Genomic DNA, 20117 nt, shown 5'->3' with positions numbered 1-20117 from the left:
GAGTCAAACCTCCTAATTAGAAATCAGAGATGAATATAGTGAATAAAAGAAGGACTATTTGTAAAATGAGTTTATTTTCAAGAACTCTTGCATTACTTTTGATTTCGTCTACGGCATTGATAACCGCTGCGGAAAGCGTTTCGCCTGCAATCACTGAAACCCGAATAACCACTAACGAATTGGATCAGATGGGGCCTGCAATCTATGGCAACAGGATAGTATGGGATGATAACCGCAATGGGTATGACAACTCCGATATCTATATGTACGATCTATCCGCTTCCAAGGAAACTCAGATAACCAACGATAGATCACAACAGGGAAGCCCTGCTATCTATGGTGATAGGATCGTCTGGAGCGATTTGCGCAATGGGAACTGGGATATTTACATGTATAACATTTCCACTTCCACTGAAACCAGAATAACTACCGATGGATCAGATCAGACTGCTCCTGATATCTACGGTGACAGGATAGTATGGGATGATTGGCGCAATGGAGACAGGAACATCTACATGTATAACCTCTCTACTTGCAAGGAAACTCGTATAACCAATGATGAATCATACCAGGGATGTCCTGCTATCCATGGTGACAGGATAGTATGGGAGGATGACCGTGATAGAAACTATGTATATGATATCTACATGTACGACCTCTCCACTAAACAAGAATTCCAAATAACCAGCAGCCTATATGATAAGAGATCTCCTGCTATCTATGGTGAAATAATCACGTGGGAGGATGAACGCAATAAAGGTGAAGAGGAAACGAACCCTGATATCTACGTGTACGACTTTCTCGATAAAAAGGAAACTCAACTCACTGATAACGGATGCTCACATGGCTCTGCTATCTATGGTGACAGAATCATCTGGTACGATTATCGCAATGAGGACTCTGAGATATATATATACAACGTTTCTACCTCCGCGGAAACTAGAATAACCAACATCGGAGCAGCTCAGATGAATCCTGCTATCTATGGTGACAGGATAGTGTGGATGGATAACCGCAATGGGAACTGGGATATCTATATGGCTACTGTCTCGGAGGATGGATTGAAACCAGAACCTCTGGTTGCAGACTTTTCGGCATCTCCTAGTTTAGGAGAAGCACCATTGACAGTCACATTTACAGATAAGAGTACGGAATCACCTTCTTCATGGTCCTGGAACTTTGGAGATAGAAGCATTTCAACAGCTCAAAATCCTGTACATACATATAACAAAGTAGGAAAGTATACTGTTAGCTTAACTGTAGGAAATGCTGTCGGTAACGACACTAAAAAGGTATCTCAATGCATTATAGTGAAAAAAAATTTAAAAAATAAATAAACATTTTTAGTTGAAAAAGAGATTAAACTAATGAGGAGTGGGGAGTTTTCTATAAGTTATCAAGACTTATACTAATTTTCTCTTCTTTTTGCCTCTGTGTCTCTACTGCTTGACTGGCTCCTTATTTTACAGTAATATTATGACATATAGAGTTCATAATAAAGAATTAAGTTAATTTTGATTGAAATTAAATTAAAATCTCAGTGAATCCTTTTTTCAGGACTATGCAGCCGAAAAAGAGGTACAGGGAGCATAATCAATATAAATATATGAAATCAAGAATAACTTGAAAACTTTTCAAATTATTCTTTAGATTACCTGAACCTCATATATTAACCTGAGACTGTCAGAGTGTTTGTTATTTTCCGCTAGCCGTCGTGATATTGAATATAATTCATAATATTGAATATAATTCAGATGACTCTGGCAACATATTTTCTTGGACAAGCTTATTTAATATAGGAGCATCGCGGATGTTTAGAGTTAGATATAGTTAAATCTTAAAATAGGGACCTTTATTATCCCGTTTTTGATTCAGGAGGGGTAAATTACGAGCGATCTCAGGAAAGACTCAGGAGAAGAAATTTCAGGAAAAGAGGGACCTTCAGGAAAAACAGAGGTATCTGTCGAAAATACCTCTATTAAGACTAAAGATAAAAATCAAGAAAAAGAGATGGAAGAAGGAGTGGAAACGAAAGCGAAAAACCACCGGGCTCTGCTTGAAAGGTACGAACAGCGGCTGAAATATCTGGATCCGGAGCTTATCACCCCTGAAGACGAAATCGCCTTAAAGGAAGCATTTATACACGCAAAAGAAGTCTTTGAGCCTGGGGAACTTGTAAGCTGGTTTACAGTTATAGCCGAACCTTTCTATAGATCGGGATCCTGGGAAGTACTCCTACCCCTCTATGAAGAACTGCTTAGGATTGCGGAAAAGGAGCTTGGGCCTGAGAGTCCGGGGGCTGCATCTGCACTGAACGGGCTTGCAGGAATCTACCGTTATATGGGCAATTATGAAGAAGCCCTCAGGCTTTTTTCAAGAGCCTTAAAAATCCGTGAAAACCTTTCCGGCCAGCCCCGGCCTGAGACTGGGGATACGCTGAGTGAACTTGGCATTCTATACTATCTGATGGAGCAGCGCGAAGAAGCCCTTTCTTTCTATACCCGGGCGCTGCAGATCCAGGAGAAGTTCCTGAGCCCGGAGAACCTTGGCGCCGTGAGAACCCTGAACAGGATAGCCTTTTTTTATAAGGGGATGGAAAAGCCCGATAGAGCTGAAGCATGCTTCCGGAGGGCTCTCGAACTTCTTGAGAGGCTTCTGGAGCAGGAGCCTGACAGTCGCGTGGTTTTGGTATATAAAGCCGGAACCCTGAATAACCTGGGCGTTTTGCTCTCGGAAATGGGCAAACTTGATGAAGCTGAAGACACGTACGGGCAGGCTTTAAAACTTCAGGAAAAAGTATACGGCGCTGAGCACCCGCAGGTGGCCCAGACCCTGAACAACCTTGCCCTGCTCTATTTCCAGACCACAAGGTACGAAAAAGCCACAATCCTCTACACCCGGTCCCTGGAAATTATGGAAAAATTCGGAAAAACCGAGCACACGGGCTTTGCCACGACCCTGAACAACCTTGCAGGCGTCTATGTCCAGAAAGGCCGCCACGAAAAAGCCCTGGAACTCTATACCCGCGCCCTCGAAATCCGGGAGCGCGTCCTTGGCCCTGACAGCCCTGACGTTGCCAAGACCTTAAATAACCTGGGCGAACTCTATAGGATACTCGGCCAGCACAAAAAAGCCCTCCCTCTGTACACCCGCGCCCTCCAGATTTACGAAACAACCTTCGGCCCGACCCATCCAGATTACGGCACAACCCTGAACAACCTCGCAGGCCTCCACGAAAGCATGGGCGAATACGAGACCGCAATTGACCTCTACGAAAAAGCCCTCGATATAATTGAGAAAGAATACGGCCCGGAACATCCCTATTTCAAAATCACACGAAACAACTTACTGGGCCTGTACGAAAAAATGGAACGAAGCTGGCGGAGATGAATTTCAGGAAGCCGGAATCGAAATTGCTCATAAACCTATAAAAGTTATTTATCTGGTCATTCACTCATCCTCAAAGCGGTGGAGAATTAAATCAATAGGTTCAATTTCAAGCTTCTCCGCACCAACAAGACATGACCCTTCAAAATCACATGTCCAGATAGGATATGCCGAGTATTTGTCCACGACATCTTTAAAAAACTCCCTAACTGGCAGTGCACGAAGATTAACATATTTGTCCAGTTTCAGATCCAGCGTATCATGAAGCACTTCGGTTAATTCGTTTAGTAAATTTAATAGCACTAGGGTTCGTTGGAATTCTGGATTCCACAAACCGATTCTTTCTGCGATCTCTTTAACTTTTATATACTGCTCATACTCCCACGTTTCGAGTATATCATTATTGAAGTGTTTGGATACTATCTCATAAACGCCTGGAATATTAACTATTGACTGAACGGTTTCTTCGTTAAGATGTACATCATTCTTGAGATGTTTGGATATTATTTCATAAATGCCTGGAATATTTACTATTGATTGAACAGTTTCCTCGTTAAGACGTGTGTAAAGAATTCTGTCAAAATCGTCCTTTGTCATTTTACTATAGTTCATGTAATGCCACCATTATTTAACTCGTTAGTTGTAAGTTTCAATCTTGTGTTCGTGGGTCTTGCTCGCGAATATATAAACTCAAAAATGTATAGATTAAAATAACTTGAATAGGAGCTACAGGCTCGTGAGAATACTACATAACTGTTATAAATATAAACCGAAAAACACCTTATACAATGTAAATCATTTAATTATACGAACTTAACTTAATACTTCCCTGTCATCTTCGCAATCGCCCTGTGCATCCCATGTATACTTAACCCGCTTCCGAGATACATCATGGGGCATTGTTCGGTCATGCATTCAAGTCCTTCTGCCTTGCAGGCTGCCAGGGCTTTTTCGGTTTCCGTATTCCAGTGGAGCCAGATTTTGCTTATGCCCTTCTCTTTCAGGCCAGGGATAAGATCTCCAGGATCGGTTTTTGTGACGCCGAGGACGGCGTGATCAAGACCGGCTGGAAGTTCGGATACTTTTCTTAAAGAGCCGGGTTCCAGCTTGTCGGAAAGGTCGATAACATAGACATTTTTGCCCCGGTTTTTAAGTTCGGATATGGCCCACTTTATTGCAGGTTTTGTATTATCAGTGATGAATGCATAGGTTTTTGCGTTCCAGAAATTTTCCCTTTCGGACTTTGTTGGTTCCATCTTGAACTCCCCAATTAGATTCTGAATTAAATATATTCTCCGAAGTATATAAAAATTACAACATGGTTTTGGGCAAGCACAGGAAGAGTTTTCGAAAAGTAGGGCAAACGACAACAGAAAAAAAATAAAAATAGAGATAAAATAAAAATAAAAGAGTAAGGAGCAGCAGATCCGGATGGAATCTGGTTATTTCTGCTTATTTCTACTCATTTCTTCTTATTTCTGCGTATTCCTGCGCGCTTATCCTGCTCACTGTCCCTGGAGTTTCTGTCCGGCAGCCTGAAGAGCTCCGCCGAGTGCCTTTGCAAGTTCACAGTTCTGGGAGCACTTTGAGGCGCAGGTGCAGTACTTAGGCACGTTTTCCATCATCCACTGTCCGAGGAAGCCGAAGGCTTTGAGCTGATCTTCATTTGCGGTCTGCACGAAGTTGTTTATGTCCTGTAATTCCATGATTTATCACCAGAATCTGAAAGGTTGTGTATATTTATATACATGAGCGTCAGAATTATGTACAGGTTTTTGATTGTACAGAAAAATGACCTTTAAGGCAAGCTTTATAGTGCCTTAAGCTAACAGCTTTATTAACAGTGTTAATTATTGGCCGTGATTACAATAAACTTTAATTAAAATAATTTTAATTGAATCTAATCAATTTCCCAGCTTTTGAAAAGTTTCCGAGGCAAGTAGAAAATGGAGACAGCTTACGAAAATACCGAGATTAATTACAGAACCGAACTGCACTCTATTAAGGAAGAAGTCAGGTCCCTGCGGAATGAGTTCTCACGATTTTTACAGCGGGCAAACCAGCAGCACATTGAAGGAATGCTTGAGGAGATGAGAAAGAACTTCATGAAGCCTATGGTGGATTACCTCTGTGAGGACGCAAGTGAGAGGATTCATACCCGAATGACAGCGGACTGCGGGATGCGAGATTTTTGTGAAACGGCTTTTCGGGAGCTTTTGCAGGAAACCGCAGGGCTTGTTGGAAGGGGCAGGATCGAAGCTGAAACCATAAAGCTGTACCGGGACAGGCTGGAGGAGTTAAAAAAGGAAGCAAAAACCTCCAGTTGCAGCAGGTGTTTTTCGGAAGCTACGAATCTTTTCGAAAAGCAGGTCAAACTCATGCGTTCGCTCCAGATCTATGAAGACCGGGAAGAAGAGGATAAAAAAATCGATATTAGCAAAATTGAGCCTGAAAAGCTGGTCTCCGAAGTCTGCGAGCCGGTAGCAAACCGACAGCGTCTCCTTATGCTCAAGGCGCTTTCAGGGGAAAGCAAAACCTTTTCGGAACTTTCCAAACTTACAGGCCTGCGCGGCGGAAACCTGCTCTTCCACCTCCAGAAATTGCTTGAAACAGGTATGGTTTTACAGCGAAATGAACGGGGAGATTATATCATTACGAGAAAAGGTTACTCCACGCTGCAGGGGCTTTCCAGAATCTATTCCGAAATCGAGCAGGGATAAAGAAATTAGAAACAAGTTAAAAATCAGTAAGAGTAATAAAAAGTAATAAAAAGTAATAAAAATTATAAAAATTGTAAAAAGCCAGGAAAACTGGCTTAAATCAAATAAATAACTTCAGCCGTCGTTTCCTATTGCATTTACCGGACAGAGTTCCAATGACTCTTCACAGAGCTCTTTTTCTTCATCGTTTTCGGGCTGCTTATATACATAAGCATTGGAATCGTCATCATTCATCTTGAAATTCGCTGGTGAGGTATCCACACAAAGATGACAGGCTATGCAGCTATAGTCACAATAATAGGGTCCTGGAATATTTTCAGCAACTTTATCTGTATTATCGGCTATTCTTCACTCCCCCATTGTGTTTATTTCACAATAAGAGTAATTAAGAGGATTTTTATATATAATTTAACATTCGAAAACGACTTTTTAAGCACGTCAGTTCCTTGATTATGTATAAAGTTCTGTAAATCTTAATTTATATCGAAAAATGGAACCTGATGGGCAACTATTCGGGTGCTTTTTCAAAGGCTGTATTCTTCTCTCGGGAAAAGAGAAATTTGCATATAAATTGACGCTTATTCGGTTTCATAAAAGTTATCTATTCTAATAAATATAGAGAATGGCGAATTATGCAAATTAGAAGGAATTGATATTTTCTAAAGCCTTGAAAAAGATGGAATCCTGAAAAATAGACTCCAGGCAGCTAGAATTTTAAACCCAATGTTCCAGCAGGATCGAATCCCAGACCGGAGTTTAAAATCGAATATTAAGCAGTAAGAAAGATGGTTAAGGGGTGCATTAATTGAAAAAAGGAATAGTCAGGCATAATCGGACACACTGCCAGAGGTGTATAGTGACCTGGGCGGTTTTAATTCTTATCCTATCACTAATTTCATTATCAGCAGCAGGATCAGGAAACGACACTGAAAGCCGTGAAATTGCAGGAATGAATCCGGATTCGAAAATAGCGGACGATACAGATAGGAACAGTGGGGAAAGTACTGGAGAAAATCTAAAAACACAAGCAGATATCGGATACGGTACAGATAACCGGGAAAATACCGTAGATAATCTTGAGAAAATATCAGGGCTGCCAGACGTCACAGATAACCAGGAAATTACAGGGGAAGCTCCGAAATCAAGAGCAAGATTAGACAAAGGTGTATATAACCTGGGAAGTGTCGAAAAAAGTCTAAAGGCAGAAACAGAGATAAAAAAGGATACTGGCAGTCAGGAAAACCCTGAAAAAAACCCGGAGATAAAAGAAGTAGAGAGTAACAGCATAGATAATCAGGAAGGTCCTGAAGCCAGTCCGGAAACAAAAACCGAGATCGAGCAGGATACAGATAACCAGCAAAATGTTGAAAGGAATCTTGATACAGGAATAGGAGAGGAAAGGGATACGGAAAATAAGGAGAATATTGAAAAGAACCCGGAGACAGGAATAAGGTCTGAAAAAAGTACGGACAATCATGAAAGTGCCAGAAAGGATCCGGAGACCGAAAAAGTCGAAAGCTGCAGCACAGACAACCGGAAATATCCCTACGAGAACCCGGCACAGAAAGAAGAAACAAAAGAAACCCCCCGGAGCCAGGTAAATTCGGAATCGAACCTGAAACTAAAAACAAGCACTGACAATGAGAAATGCAGTTCAGGAAGTTCCCAGACGAAAACTGAAATTAAAACAGGATCACGTGACGGGTCAAAACACCTGAAAATAACTGAAGCTGAAACTGAACTCAAAGAAGAAGGATGCAGCAGAATAAAAAGTTTCAGGAGCTGTGGATTGAAACCCGAAACTAAAATAAAAGCTTTCAGCGGGGAAAAAAATCTGAAAAGCGACCATATGGAGGCTCAGGTAAACATCGGAAGAATCAACTGGACACACGTTCCAGGGAGTCGGGAGTTAAAAGCTGAGAGTGAATCCAACCTTTGGTTAAGCTTTCCCTTGGAAAGGTTGTGGAATAAGGAATTAAGATCTGAGGAATCAGGAGAAAGCAGCTGGAACAATCTGAAATTCATACTGTCATATCCCTGCTCCCTTCGCTCATATTATAACACACACGAAAGCGTGAAAATAAACTATAGAGGTTCCAAAGCCCTCAGAGGGCAGAAGGTGGACGTATACCTTGTCAAAGCACGCAGCCCTGGTTTTTCCGAAGAAACCGTTAATAATATTACGGACGGCAACACAGTTCGCTTTGAAGACATCTTCGACAAAAATACCGAGTTTTATATTCAGATACCTGCGACTTTGAACGAAGCCGGAAACCTGTCTCCTCTGACACTTGGCCCTCTCCCTGAAGGCAGTTACTGGGTTCTTATAACGCTTGCCGGAAGCGAAACGAAAGCTCCTGAGCCGGAAAAAAATATACTTTTAGCAAACTATTTCGAAGTTCTGAAGTACGAAATGGAAGCCGAAGCTCCGCATACACTTGAAGAAGGCGAGAATTTTGAAGTCAACCTGAGCCTCAAGAATGTGCCTGCTCAGGAAGATTACATTTACTGGGCTGTACTGATAAGCGAAGATGCCTGCGGAACAGGCGCGAATACAGGCTCCGAAACAAGTGGCACAAATGCCGTGGCCGGAACTTTCGCAAATGGACTCAAGCTTATCAGGGATTTCGGGCTCAACTCAACAAATTCCGAGTCCGAAACCGGCAAAGACAATCTTAAGAGCAAATTCCAGGCCCTTATTGGAGAAGGCAATAGTACGATAAGTATAGGCGAGGAAAACCAGAGCAACCTTTCCGTAAACAGTCTCGGACTCGCTCCAGGAAAATACTGGCTTTTTGCAGGTGCATATGAAAAAGACAGAAGGCTCGCAGGTATGGCTCAGGAAGAATTGACCATATCCCCGGCCCGAGAAGAAGATCCGTATCCAAAATCCTATTCCGGCGACGGTAATTCCAGTGGCAGCATTTCAAAAGGGCAAAGTCCCCTGCTCCCTGGAAGCTGAAGCTCCAGCTCCAATCTCAAAAATTGTAGGGATTAGCCCCGACTCCTAATTTACCCTCAAAAGTTACCTTATTTATTTAATAACTTTCTTTTTTATAGTAATTATATAAAACCAAGTAAGGGGTAATAATTATGGGGATAAATCTTGGAAACCAGAGCCCTGCAGACCTGCCTATGAAAGTCAGGTTACCCGGGCCGGAGGCTTCAGCCAGGAGCCAGCTTGAAGAGCTCATTGCAAAGCGGAGATCCGTACGGAGATATAAAGACGAAAAACTCTCCGAGTCCGTCATTTCTCGTTTGCTATGGGCAGCTCAGGGCATAAGTTCGGAGCACGGTTTGAGAACCTCACCCTCAGCAGGTGCACTCTATCCGCTTGAAATCCATGTTGTTATTGGAGGAGGCGGCGAGCTTGAACCCGGGGTTTACAGATACGTTCCTGAAGACCATACCCTTGTTCGGGAAATTTCAGGCGATATAAGGGAGAGGCTTTCAAAAGCCGCTCTCTCCCAGCCTATGATCAGGAACGCTCCCGTTTCATTTGTGATCTCTGCAGTCCATGCGCGGATAACAGGCAAATATGGCAATAGAGGCCTTCGTTATACCCATATGGAAGCAGGGCATGCTGCGCAGAATATCTATCTCCTGGGAGTGGAACTTGGGATAGGAACCTGTGCAGTAGGTGCTTTTGAGGACGAAGAGGTAAAAAACGTGCTTAAACTGCCGGGAAATGAAGATCCGCTCTATATACTGCCTCTGGGCTACATATAAATTCCTTTCCGGTACCGGATCCCTTTACAGATATCACTTTCCGGTATCAAACTCCTTTCCGAAAAGATTCAGAGGTTCCTTTTAGTCTCAGGGCTCATCTCGGCGTTCTCCCGGATTAGCTTGCCTTCAGAATAACTGTATATTGCAAGCTCGCCTGTGGAGAACCTGACTTCCCTGATTTCCTCATCAGAAATCCCTTCTATGTATTTAACCAGTGCTCTCAGACTGCTCTGGTGGGCACAGACCAGCACGTTTTTCCCTGCTTTCACTGCAGGCAGGATCGTTTCTTCGAAATAGGGCACTGCGCGTCCATACACGGCTTTGAGGCTTTCTCCTTCAGGCGGGCCTGGCTCAAAATTCCACCTCCAGGAGGCAAGTTTTTCTGCCCCGTATTTCTCTTCAATTTTCTGCTTTTTTCTGCCCTGGAGCTTTCCGTAGTAGCGCTCGTTTAAGGAAGGCGTGAAATAAATCGGGATAAGTTTTTTCCCGAGCTTTTCAGGGTACGAGTACCAATCCGTTTTCCCCGGATTCCCTCCATCCCTTCCGTTGCCTGCTCCTTCATGAACAATAACCCCTGTTTTCTTCTGCCCGGACAATATTATGAAAAGAGTTTCCTGCGTCCGGACAAGGTTTGAGGCAAAAGCAAGGTCCAGTTCAAGCCTTTCTAGCTCTACTGCGCACTCAAGAGCCTCTTCGATTCCCCTCCTGCTGAGAGGGACATCTACCCAGCCGGCAAGCCTGTCTTCAGGCTTTAAACCCGGTTCTCCGTGCCTGACAAGTATAAGGTGACCCATAAAACTATACTCCGTAGAAGACTATACTCCGTGGAAAATTTTACTCTACAGGAAACTATACCCCATAGGAAGTTATACTCTATAAAAGTTATATTCCATAGATTAGTTCCAGTAACCAGAAACCAGTAAACACTCAGGTTTTCTTATTTCTTTGGCGCAGGCCTGAATTCAAGCCTCGTATCGTAGAGAAGGTGCCAGAGGTCGCCTTTTTTTTCCATTCTTTCCGCATCAATCACAGCTCCCTGCCCCTCGATCTCGAACCTGATACTCCGCTTCCCGAAGGTTACTTTTCCGAGCCTACTTTCCATTCTGCTGTAATCAAGGGCGTCGGCAAGCCGGATAAGGGCAGCCACTTTAAGGGTAAGCTCCTGAAGTTGCTCAGGCATTTTTCCGAAGTCCTTTCCTTTAAGCTTTTCAAATTTCTCGCTTCCAATCCTCTTTTTGTGCAGAAAAGCCGTCCAGGAAACAACTGGCCAGAACCTTTCAGGCACTTCGGAGGGTGGGTGCTGGAGCAAAATGAGTCTTCCTGCTTTGTGATGGTTTTCAAAATCCGTAGCCGCCCCTGTATCATGAACAAGCGCAGCTATCTCCACAAGGGTTCTCATTTCAGGGTGCAACCCATGTACGGAGTTAAGGATATCAAAAAGCTCAAGTGCGTTCCTGGCCACGTTGTCGGCATGGCTGCGTTCAATTCCATAGATATGGTAAAGGTCCTCTAGAGGCAAAGGCTCAGGAAGTACTCTTTCCCCGGACTGGCCAGCCCCTGAAAATTCGTCTTCTGAATTCAAATTAAACTCCCTTGTCTGAATTCAAATTAAACTCCCTTTATATTTATCTTTCACTAATATCATGATTATATTGACTTAAACCTATTTTAGATCAAGCCTTTTAGCAAGCCACAAGCCTTTTTTGAAAAGGTTGCGGGATTGATAAATCAATTATTATATATAACGTCCAGACTCTTAATAAACAATGATCAAAATCAGCTTCAAGCAGGGAACACTTCTTATAGAGGGCAATGTAAGGGTTCCCAATGCAGTCTGGGACGAAAGAAGCGGAAGTTTCAGGGCTCTTGCCCTTTATTATAAAGATATTATAAATTACCTGAAAAATTCTAAAATTTCGTATAAAGATGAAGTGCTTGATCTTCTCCCCTGTCCTGATCTGGCGGCAGCATATGAAGCTTCGGGAAAAAAACTTAAGTTAAGGGATTACCAGGCTGAGGCTCTTGTGTCCTGGGGAGAGAACGATAGATGGGGAGTGCTTGTCCTGCCTACAGGAAGCGGAAAAACTCTTGTCGGGATCCGGGCAATTGCAGGGTGCAATACTCCTGCCCTTGTGGTTGTCCCGACACTTGACCTGCTTGAGCAATGGAAAAGACAGCTTGAGGATGCCTTTTCCATGGAAATCGGAAAGCTTGGGGGCGGGGAAAAGAAAATTCTTCCTGTAACCGTTTCCACATATGACTCTGCCTATATTCACGCCGAAACCCTTGGAAACAGGTTCGGCCTTCTTATTTTTGACGAAGTCCACCACCTGCCTGCAACGGGATACAGGAGCATTGCCGAGTTTTCCGCAGCGCCTTACAGGCTTGGGCTGACAGCCACTTACGAGAGGGAAGACGAGTTACATTCGGAACTGAACAGGCTTGTCGGGGGAAAAGTATACGAAAAGCACGTCTCGGAGCTTGCAGGCAGCCACCTTGCCCCTTACAGGATCGAACGGGTAGCTGCTGCACTTACGGAAGAGGAACGGAAAGAGTATGACAGATACTATTCCGTCTATATCGATTATCTCAGGAAAACCGGGATGGTGATCCGAGGGCCAAGGGATTTTCAGAAACTGGTTATGAAAAGCGGGAGAGACCCTGAAGCCAGGAAAGCCCTTCTTGCAAGAAACGCAGCAAGAGACCTTGCTTTCAATACGAGCTCAAAAATTGAAAAGTTAAAAGAAATCCTGAACTCACACCGGGAAGACAGGATCTTTATTTTTACGGAACATAACCGGCTTGTCCACCGGATCTCCAGGGAATTTCTTATCCCTGCGATTACTTACAGGACGCCTGCTAAAGAAAGGAATTCTATCCTCGAGAAGTTCAGGAAAGGAAAATACAGGGCTGTGGTCACCTCAAAGGTGCTTGACGAGGGCATTGACGTTCCTGAGGCAAACATCGGGGTTATAGCAAGCGGGACAGGGAGCAAATTAGCATACATCCAGCGCCTCGGAAGGATCCTCAGGAAAAAAGAAGGGAAAGAAGCCATACTTTACGAGATTATAACCGAGGAAACGACTGAAGCCGGAACTGCCAGAAGACGAAAAGAAGCTATTTCGACCCGAACAGGGGCTGGAAAAACAGGAAAGGAAAGCCGAATGAAGAAAGGAAAAAGCCCTGGAGGCGGCTCACCTGCTCACATCTGACCTGCTTGTAACCCGCATTTCCGGAGGGAAAATAAAGCCTGTGTACGCAGCTTTTGATCCCGAAAACCTGGAACTTGCAGGGCTCCTGATAGAAACCTTCGAGCAGCATATCGGAAAAACTTATGGGAATCTTCTGGCCGAGCTAGAGGGCTATGAGGAAATGAACTACCGCTTTATCAGAGGGCTTTCCCAGCTGCTTGAAAGGCGCACTGTAATCGAAACGGATGCAGCCGTTGACCCCTCTCTGGCCAGGGAAACCGTTTTTGAGGTATGCGAAGGTATGGCCCTTTCTCCTGTCGAGAGAGAAGAGGCTCTGCAAAAAGCCGCAAAAAAACTTTCAATTTCGGTCGGGGAACTTGAAAAAGCACTCTGGGCTGACCTTGAGGAGAATCAGGTTGTCAAAATTTTTCTTCCCCTTTCACCCGCAGAACTCATCCGGCAATATAACATTTCCCTGACCCAGACCCTGCTTTTCCGTGCAGTTGACCTTGATATCTGGACAAAAGGCGATTTCCAAAAGCTGCTCTGGAAAATCCTTCGTTCGGGGCTTATGTATTCCCTGGAGGATGCTGAAGAGGCAAAAAGCAAAAATGATCAAGAAAAAGAAGAGCTCCAGGCTGAAGAAAAATACGAAGAAAAGCCCGGCGAGTTAAAAGCAGTCCACCTGCATCTTGATGGGCCAGCCTCTCTTTTTCGGATCTCGGAACGCTATGGCAATTCCTTTGCAAAAATCTTTCCTGCCCTGCTGAGGTCAAAAGGCTGGAGGCTTAAGGCAGGCATTCTTCACAAAGGTTACCAGGGAAAACGCATTCTGGAGTTTACCCTTGATTATTCGGAAGAGGCTTTCAAATTAACACCTGAAGCAGCCCTGTACCCGGAAACCCTCTCCCCGGAACTTCAACTTGGAGAAGCAAAGGAAGGGTACAAAGCCGGAAAAAGGGAAGAAACCGGGAAAGAAGATGAAAGCGGATTTGCGGAGGAAGAAGCTGAAGCTCAGGAAACAGATGCTGAAATTGAAGCATATGACAGCACGCTTGAAAAGGCATTCGGTAGCCTAAGTTTAGGGAGCTGGAAGGTAAAAAGGGAACCCACGATACTCAAAGCCGGAAAACATGCTTTCGTCCCGGATTTCGCTCTGCAGAGGAACGGCATAAAGGTGTATCTGGAAATCGTGGGCTTCTGGACCCCGGAATACCTCGAAAAAAAGATTGAGAAACTCAAGCAGGTAAAAGAACCTGTAATTCTCCTGATTGACAGAAAACTCAAATGTTCTGAAAAAGATTTTCCTTCGCAGGAAGTAATCTTCTTTGACAAAAAAATCCCGGCAAACGAAGTTATGCAGATACTCCGGAGGTACGAGGAAAAAAAGCTTTCAGAAGATCGGTCAAGACTGGAGGAAATGGAATTTCCGCTTTCAGGAGAGCTTATAAATCTTGAAAAAATTGCAGCCGGAAAAGGAGTCCTGCCAGACGCCTTAAAAGAAGTAATTGCAGACAGGCTTTCAAGAGCCGGAGAACCGGAAAAAGCCAGAGAACCGGAAAAAGCCGGGAAATTAGAAAAAGCCGACGAATTCGGAAAATTCGAAAATATGGAGAAATATAAAGCTTACGTGCTCCTTGAAAACTACCTGATTCACAGGCAGCTGCTTGAGAAAATTGGTCTGGAACTTGAAAAACCGGGCGCAGTAGAGACATACGCCGATGCAGTAAAAGTTTTTGAGGGTTTCGGGCTTGACCGCAGCCTTTACTATCCTTTGCTTGAGCAACTGGGATATAAGGTTATCTGGACAGGGTTGAGTGAAGAGGATGCGAGGGTGAAAAAAACAGGAAGTTGAATAAATTTACAGGATGCTGAATAAATTTTTAAATAAGAAGCTGACGACTTTAACGGGTTAACTGAACTTCTTCTCACTTTCTAAACCCTCTAAATTTCATCCTTCAGGCTAATTCTGATTCCAGCTTACTCCGCGTATTCAACATTCTTTTTTACAGGCTTGAAGAGTTTCATGAACTCATGCACATCCTCCGGAAAATCCATATTTACGGAAAGCCCGATTTCTTTTGCGTCACCAGCCGAGAGGGGTGTGCTGTGGATCATTTCTCCGCTGACCAGCTTTTCTACCACCTCGTCAAGCCTGCTTTCCCCGGCAGGGCCTGACTGGATTTTGCCTTCGAGCAGTTCTCTTGCAACGTTCCGGGTAAGTTTCAGGGCTTTTCTCGAGATGTCGCTCATAACAAGGGTGGTATCATCGGCTTTTTCTTGTTTAGTTTCTGCGGCATAGATCCAGGAGGGGGCAGGGAACATCCCGCGCATGAAATCCCCTATCTGCGGATCGATAGGCCCGATAACGGCATCTTTATCCATCACGATTTCGTTTGCGGCAAGGGCTATAATTGTACCTCCTGACATCGAATAGTGCGGGATAATAACTTTTGTGTTTTTCGGGTGCCGCCTGAGGGCACGGGCAATCTGGATGCTGGCATGGAGCTGGCCGCCGGGCGTGTGCAGGATCAACTCAAGCGGGTAATCCCTGTATTGCCTTATCCAGCGCAGGACCTGCTCGGCATCTTCCTCATCTATGTACTGGTAGGCAGGCAGCCCGAAAACGGAGATTGCCTCCCGCCTGTGAATCATTGTGAGCACCTTGCAGCCGTGGCTTTTTTCCATAGCTTTCAGTCTTGCCATGCGCCGCAGCCGGATTTGTTTTAGCTGCGATTGTGGGTAGATTACTGCATAGAGAAACAGAAGTACAAACAAAAGGGACATCAAATCCCAGAGAGTAATTGTCGTGCTGTCAATTGTAACCAGAATATTCCCCCGAAAATCTCCCGCGGGCTGCTAAAGCTAACTGGAAGGCGAAATTAACCCCCGGGCTTTATCCTAATATAGATAGTCCTGCAGGCTTTTAATTTTTAACTATATGCCCTCCAGAAAAAGGCAACCTATATGAAAAGAAAAATTTAAAGACCCTGAAGAAAAAAGGAAGAAAAAAGGAAGAAAAAGGGAAGAAATAGGGAAGAAATAGGGAAAAAAAGAGATCTGAAAGGAAAATCGAACAGGCAAAGAGGAAAGTATTCGGAAGAAATGCAGAAGGGAAAGAGAAAAAGAGATAGAAAAGAAAAAATTTGAAATTTGCACAGCTTTATGCAGAAATCAGCCTGAGCCCGACTATTCCTGAGAAAATCAGCAGAATACAGAAAACTCTGGCTAGATCCAGAACCTCATTAAAGAGCAGGGCACCGAGAATAGTGGTGCCGATAACCCCGATTCCGGTCCAGACTGCATAGCCGGTTCCTATTGGCAGGGTCTTCAGGGCCTGGGATAGGAAATAAAAGCTAAGGAACATGCAAACGATGGTAAATACGCTGGGATAAAGCCTCGTGAAACCTTCTGTGTATTTCAATCCTATTGCCCAGGCTGCCTCAAAAAGACCAGCGATAAAGAGGAAGGTCCATTCCATTTTTGTTCCACTCCATGTTTATGCAAATTTTACGGGGTTGCTATGAAGAAGCAATTAAAAAATGTTACAGGCTTTCTTCTTCTTATAACCTTTCCCGCAAAAATCGTGAAAAGCCCATTCAATTTTTCATAAATACAATAGCGAATAGTAAAATTACAGCCAGGAAACAGGAAAAACCATAAATCAAAAATCTGAACTAAAAATCTGAACTAAAAATTGTAACCAAAAATCAGAACCAGAAGTCCGAACTAAAAACCGCAACTAAGAACCTGAACTGAAAACCAGAAGAAGAAAACAATAAGCCTATAACCCATGTGGGATAATATTCAAGTATGGCAGCCCCGAAGTACCTGAAACGTTACTTCAAGGTGCAGAAAGATGAAATGCCTGCCCTTTTTAAGATAACCGAAAGAATTCCGGTCCGGTTTGATCCAGGCATGCAGCTTGAAGAACTCAGGAAAATTCATGGGAAAGAAATCGAAGAATACCGAAAACTCAGGGAAAATCTTGAAATCGAAGTCTCGGAAGCCCTTGCCTATAAGGATACGGCTGACAGGTTGACACTTTTTACTGAAAGCTTCCTGGAAGTTCCGAAAGCCAGCCCTTCCCTTCTTGACCTTAAGGTTGAGCTTGTAGACAGAATGCTTTCGGCCTGCCAGTGCTGCGGGTGGCGCTGCGAAGTTGACAGGAAAGCCGGCGAAAAAGGCTTCTGCAGGCTGGCCGACACTTCAAATTACGCCTCGGAGTTCCTGCATATGGGGGAAGAGCCTGAGCTTGTGCCTTCTCACACGATTTTTCTTACGGGCTGTGCTTTTGCCTGTGTTTACTGCCAGAACTGGGATATCTCAACTAATCCTGAGGCCGGAACCCGCATTGAGCCCAGAAAACTTGCAAAGTTGATCGACCTTCGGAGAATGCATGGAGCCAGGAACGTAAATTTCGTGACCCCGACTCCACACGCACATACCGTGCTGAAAATCGTCAGGGAAATCTCTGTAAACACCCCTGTAATCTGGAACTCAAATATGTATCATTCCCCGGAAATTGCAGAAATCCTCGAAGGAGTTGTAGATGTCTACCTTGGGGATTTCAAGTACGGGAACAATGTATGCGCTCGGAAATACTCAAAGATAAAAAATTACCTGGAAATCGTGCAACCCAATTTCGAATTTGCCTACAAAACCGCAGAAGTTCTCCTTCGCCATCTGGTTCTTCCCGGTCACCTGGAGTGCTGCACGCGACCTATTGCGGAATGGGTCGCAAACAATATCCCGCAAATCAGGTTCAACCTCATGTTCCAGTACAGGCCATGCTACCGGGCTATGGAATACCCGGAACTTGGGCGTCACCTGACTCCGGAAGAAGAGGCTAAGGCGATTGAGATTGTAAGAGAGGCGGGGATTGAGGATTTGCTAACTTAATATCAAATGTAAATTGATTTGCTACTATAGAAAATGAAATAGTAAATTGCTTTTACTTTGAGATAATATTCAATAATTTATAAATTAATTATATATAACCGAACATTCAAATAGCTGTCTATGGGGAGGGGTAGAGGAACTTTTAAATTAATACTGATAATTTTTATTTTTTATCTGGCAGTTCAGGGAAGCTCTGCGACAGCATTAGATAATGGAGGAGCAGGTTCAAATAACGCGAGTCCTGAAGCAATAAACGGCACGATAACTGGCACGATAACTGGCACAATAACTGGCACGATAAATAGCTCTACAGATAATACAGTAGATACTGGATCAGGTAGCAGACTGAATAATGAAAAAAATTATGAATGGATTCTTTTATTACCGATTTTTTATGGGAACCTTCTTTTTCTAAGCTGGATTTCACGCTTTTTTGACAAAATGAACTTTTGCTTTGTTCTCTTTGTACTTACAGCACTTTTAGTGATCGTGATATTCTCGTTGCTCTATTCTCAGGCAGACCTGATAGAAATAAATAATTCCTCCAACTTTACATTATATTCACAGATTATCCGAGAAATAGGAGACGATTCCTCTATCTTTTCCGACTTTTTTTTGATAATTTCTATTATAGTTTCCATAATAATTTCTTTAATTATTATTACTGTTTTATACAGTGCACTTTTCAAAAAAAGAGACGATGAAAGTAACCTGAAAATAAACAAAGATAATGTGACCGTAAATAAAGATAACGTGATAATAGACAAAAATCACGTAAAAATAGACGAAAAGAGAGTGAAAATTGACAAAAAAGACTTCATAAGATATAAAAGTCGCGTGTTGATAGACGAAAATGAGCTAATAGTCAACCTTCACGATATATTAAGAAATTTTCTTATAATTTTTCTGGGCCTCATGTGGCCTACAATGCTTCTTTATTTTCATCTAAAACAAATAGATTATATTACATTTTATGGAATAGATGATTTGGAATTCCCGGTTTACATAATAGTTGCATCGTCTATTGGTATCCTCTCATATCTTTTCTTAAGTATTGAAGATGTCTTTTGCCAGCTCATTCCGGAATATAAAAGGATAAGTATCGCCTGGTCGTATCTCAGGAGGATTACAATCGCGCCTTTTATATCGTTAATAGGCTTTTATATCCTTAATCAACTGCGAAACACAGGAGACGTAACTGATTTAAACCATTATTCCATATTCTTATTTTCTTTTTTTGCAGGGGTATTCACCAAAACTATAGAAGAATGGATTTATGCATGGGTTCAAAAACTTCTTCCAGGAGATAAGAAGAGCGAATTTGAATCCAGGACTGAATACCAGATTAAAGAATCTGAGCTTGTCAAGAAACTTCGGTTTGACGAAGACCTGGTGTATTCGCTATACAATGCAAAAGTAAGGTCCATAGAAGAGCTTGCAGCATCTGAGCCTGAGAACCTGAAAAATCGATTAAATTTCGATTCCCGAAACCTGGGAGAACATATGGGACTTTTACTTACGGAGCAAAAAGAGAAATTTGACAGTTATTCCAAACAGCAGGTTAAAATGTATATTGACAGAGCTCAGACCTACATGAATATCGGTAAATCGGAATTTATCACAAAACTCAATATGAACAGGGACCTGGCATTCAAGCTTTACTATTTTGCCGGTATAAAAAACCTTGAAGACCTGAAAAACTGTAATCCAGCTAATGTATTTGAGAAAATCTGCGACCGCAAAAAAGAAGCAGAAGAACTAGTAGAAAGTAAAAAGATTAAGATTTCAGAAGCTTATAAAGAATTGTGCGGATATTCGGAAGAAGATATTAAAAAACTCAAGAAAAAAGCAGACTGTATTTCTTATTTTGCCAGTATAAAAACCCTTGAAGACCTGAAAAACTGCGATCCAGCTGAAATATTTGAGAAAATCTATGAATGTAAAAAAGAAGCAGAAGAATTGGCAAAAAGCAAAAATATTGATATTAAAGAACTTTACAAAATATTATGTGGAGGTTCAGAAGAGGATATTAAAAAATTCAGTAAAAAAATAGAAGATTTATCGGGGGAAAAAACTGAAACTGAAAAACAAGATAGTCGCCCTGAATCAGGAGATACGACCAAAGATGTTATGTAATCAGGAAAGAAAGCATTAAATGATATAAAACTTAAAAATAAGGGGGAAAATC

Annotated in this window: 17 protein-coding genes; 9 read left to right on the top strand and 8 right to left on the bottom strand. The window is 42.9% G+C overall.

All coding sequences use genetic code 11. The features are described 5' to 3' along the window. The first annotated feature begins 65 nt into the window (after positions 1 to 65). Positions 66 to 1337 carry a PKD domain-containing protein gene (locus tag ACPK8D_RS00255; RefSeq protein WP_424715835.1) on the top strand — a complete coding sequence of 424 codons (1272 nt, stop codon included), beginning with the start codon at positions 66 to 68 and terminating at the stop codon, positions 1335 to 1337. Between the two features lie 673 nt (positions 1338 to 2010). Next, positions 2011 to 3390, top strand: coding sequence for a tetratricopeptide repeat protein (locus tag ACPK8D_RS00250; RefSeq protein WP_424715834.1), 1380 nt, complete (start codon positions 2011 to 2013; stop codon positions 3388 to 3390). A gap of 60 nt (positions 3391 to 3450) precedes the next feature. Here the strand turns inward: ACPK8D_RS00250 and ACPK8D_RS00245 are convergent, their stop codons facing one another. The 3 genes from ACPK8D_RS00245 to ACPK8D_RS00235 all read right to left on the bottom strand — a co-directional run bounded on the left by ACPK8D_RS00245 (position 3451) and on the right by ACPK8D_RS00235 (position 5093). Further along, entirely contained in the window at positions 3451 to 3984 is a 534-nt protein-coding gene (locus ACPK8D_RS00245) for a hypothetical protein (protein ID WP_424715833.1), read from the bottom strand. 221 nt (positions 3985 to 4205) lie between these two features. Beyond that, positions 4206 to 4643 carry a CoA-binding protein gene (locus ACPK8D_RS00240; RefSeq protein WP_424715832.1) on the bottom strand — a complete coding sequence of 146 codons (438 nt, stop codon included), beginning with the start codon at positions 4641 to 4643 and terminating at the stop codon, positions 4206 to 4208. Positions 4644 to 4892: 249 nt separating this feature from the next. Beyond that, positions 4893 to 5093 (bottom strand): hypothetical protein, encoded by a 201-nt coding sequence (locus ACPK8D_RS00235; RefSeq protein WP_424715831.1) that lies wholly within the window; start codon positions 5091 to 5093, stop codon positions 4893 to 4895. 240 nt (positions 5094 to 5333) lie between these two features. On the opposite strand from ACPK8D_RS00235, the gene ACPK8D_RS00230 reads away from it, so the two are divergent. Next, positions 5334 to 6107: a winged helix-turn-helix domain-containing protein gene (locus tag ACPK8D_RS00230; protein ID WP_424715830.1), complete on the top strand. Its 774-nt coding sequence runs from the start codon at positions 5334 to 5336 to the stop codon at positions 6105 to 6107. A gap of 114 nt (positions 6108 to 6221) precedes the next feature. On the opposite strand, the gene ACPK8D_RS00225 is transcribed toward ACPK8D_RS00230, so the two are convergent. Then, positions 6222 to 6386: a ferredoxin gene (locus ACPK8D_RS00225; RefSeq protein WP_424715866.1), complete on the bottom strand. Its 165-nt coding sequence runs from the start codon at positions 6384 to 6386 to the stop codon at positions 6222 to 6224. A 526-nt stretch (positions 6387 to 6912) separates the two neighbouring features. Between ACPK8D_RS00225 and ACPK8D_RS00220 the strand changes: the two genes are divergently transcribed. Continuing rightward, the gene (locus ACPK8D_RS00220; protein WP_424715829.1) at positions 6913 to 9069 is read left to right on the top strand and encodes a TIGR04279 domain-containing protein; all 2157 of its coding nucleotides are present in this window, start codon (positions 6913 to 6915) and stop codon (positions 9067 to 9069) included. 131 nt (positions 9070 to 9200) lie between these two features. Further along, positions 9201 to 9836, top strand: coding sequence for a SagB/ThcOx family dehydrogenase (locus tag ACPK8D_RS00215; RefSeq protein WP_424715828.1), 636 nt, complete (start codon positions 9201 to 9203; stop codon positions 9834 to 9836). Between the two features lie 68 nt (positions 9837 to 9904). Here the strand turns inward: ACPK8D_RS00215 and ACPK8D_RS00210 are convergent, their stop codons facing one another. Both ACPK8D_RS00210 and ACPK8D_RS00205 read right to left on the bottom strand, forming a co-directional pair. Continuing rightward, positions 9905 to 10630 carry a histidine phosphatase family protein gene (locus tag ACPK8D_RS00210; protein WP_424715827.1) on the bottom strand — a complete coding sequence of 242 codons (726 nt, stop codon included), beginning with the start codon at positions 10628 to 10630 and terminating at the stop codon, positions 9905 to 9907. 143 nt (positions 10631 to 10773) lie between these two features. After that, positions 10774 to 11418 carry an HD domain-containing protein gene (locus tag ACPK8D_RS00205; protein ID WP_424715826.1) on the bottom strand — a complete coding sequence of 215 codons (645 nt, stop codon included), beginning with the start codon at positions 11416 to 11418 and terminating at the stop codon, positions 10774 to 10776. A gap of 184 nt (positions 11419 to 11602) precedes the next feature. On the opposite strand from ACPK8D_RS00205, the gene ACPK8D_RS00200 reads away from it, so the two are divergent. Together ACPK8D_RS00200 and ACPK8D_RS00195 are read left to right on the top strand one after the other, a co-directional pair. Next, positions 11603 to 13048, top strand: a complete 1446-nt coding sequence (locus ACPK8D_RS00200) for a DEAD/DEAH box helicase (RefSeq protein ID WP_424715825.1) — start codon at positions 11603 to 11605, stop codon at positions 13046 to 13048. A 40-nt stretch (positions 13049 to 13088) separates the two neighbouring features. Beyond that, complete coding sequence (locus ACPK8D_RS00195) at positions 13089 to 14882, top strand: DUF790 family protein (RefSeq protein ID WP_424715824.1); 1794 nt, start codon at positions 13089 to 13091, stop codon at positions 14880 to 14882. A gap of 125 nt (positions 14883 to 15007) precedes the next feature. On the opposite strand, the gene ACPK8D_RS00190 is transcribed toward ACPK8D_RS00195, so the two are convergent. Both ACPK8D_RS00190 and ACPK8D_RS00185 read right to left on the bottom strand, forming a co-directional pair. Further along, entirely contained in the window at positions 15008 to 15814 is an 807-nt protein-coding gene (locus ACPK8D_RS00190) for an SDH family Clp fold serine proteinase (RefSeq protein WP_424715823.1), read from the bottom strand. Between the two features lie 376 nt (positions 15815 to 16190). Continuing rightward, the gene (locus ACPK8D_RS00185; RefSeq protein WP_424715822.1) at positions 16191 to 16508 is read right to left on the bottom strand and encodes a DMT family transporter; all 318 of its coding nucleotides are present in this window, start codon (positions 16506 to 16508) and stop codon (positions 16191 to 16193) included. 332 nt (positions 16509 to 16840) lie between these two features. Between ACPK8D_RS00185 and ACPK8D_RS00180 the strand changes: the two genes are divergently transcribed. Together ACPK8D_RS00180 and ACPK8D_RS00175 are read left to right on the top strand one after the other, a co-directional pair. Continuing rightward, positions 16841 to 17929, top strand: coding sequence for a radical SAM protein (locus ACPK8D_RS00180; protein WP_424715821.1), 1089 nt, complete (start codon positions 16841 to 16843; stop codon positions 17927 to 17929). Positions 17930 to 18049: 120 nt separating this feature from the next. Then, entirely contained in the window at positions 18050 to 20065 is a 2016-nt protein-coding gene (locus ACPK8D_RS00175; protein ID WP_424715820.1) for a hypothetical protein, read from the top strand. Positions 20066 to 20117 lie beyond the last annotated feature (52 nt).

Source organism: Methanosarcina sp., assembly GCF_049706645.1.
In the GTDB taxonomy this organism is placed as follows: Archaea; Halobacteriota; Methanosarcinia; order Methanosarcinales; family Methanosarcinaceae; genus Methanosarcina.
This window is presented reverse-complemented; position numbering and strand designations above follow the sequence as displayed.